The organism is Marinobacter vinifirmus (assembly GCF_002258215.1).
GTDB lineage: Bacteria > Pseudomonadota > Gammaproteobacteria > Pseudomonadales > Oleiphilaceae > Marinobacter > Marinobacter vinifirmus.
This window is the reverse complement of sequence record NZ_NEFY01000054.1, coordinates 1-373: the sequence shown is the minus strand read 5'-3', so window position 1 is coordinate 373 and position 373 is coordinate 1. Positions and strand designations below refer to the sequence as shown.

Here is a 373-nt window from a genome sequence, read left to right as displayed (position 1 = left end):
AACTACAAAAGTTGCCGCCGGAGACGCCAGTGCTGGTCGAGGGCTACGAAACCGGATTTGATGATATTGTCGAGCTCATCCCCGAACAGGTAGTCCGGTACCGGCATGCTCCGGAGTGGGATGGCGAATATCAGGCGCTAGACAGATTCTCCAATTCAGAAACCGGAGTGCGGCAAGCCGCGGTGATCCGGGGGCGCAGAGGCCATCGAAGGCAAGGTGATGAAGGATAAGCAATCGTACAGATTGAGTGATCTGGTGGCCCAGTGTGGCCCCGACGCGCCCGTGCCAGAGGCGCTTATAGAGTGGGAGCAGGCTGTACCGGTTGGCCTGGAACAGGTCGTTATGGGTGACCAAGTGGATATTCGGGAGGCGG

The 373-nt window shown here is 58.4% G+C and carries 1 protein-coding gene; it reads left to right on the top strand.

The features are described from left to right. The coding region (locus tag B9Q17_RS18305) for a hypothetical protein (protein WP_094626216.1) at positions 1-230 on the top strand (230 nt) is incomplete at its 5' end. Positions 231-373 lie beyond the last annotated feature (143 nt).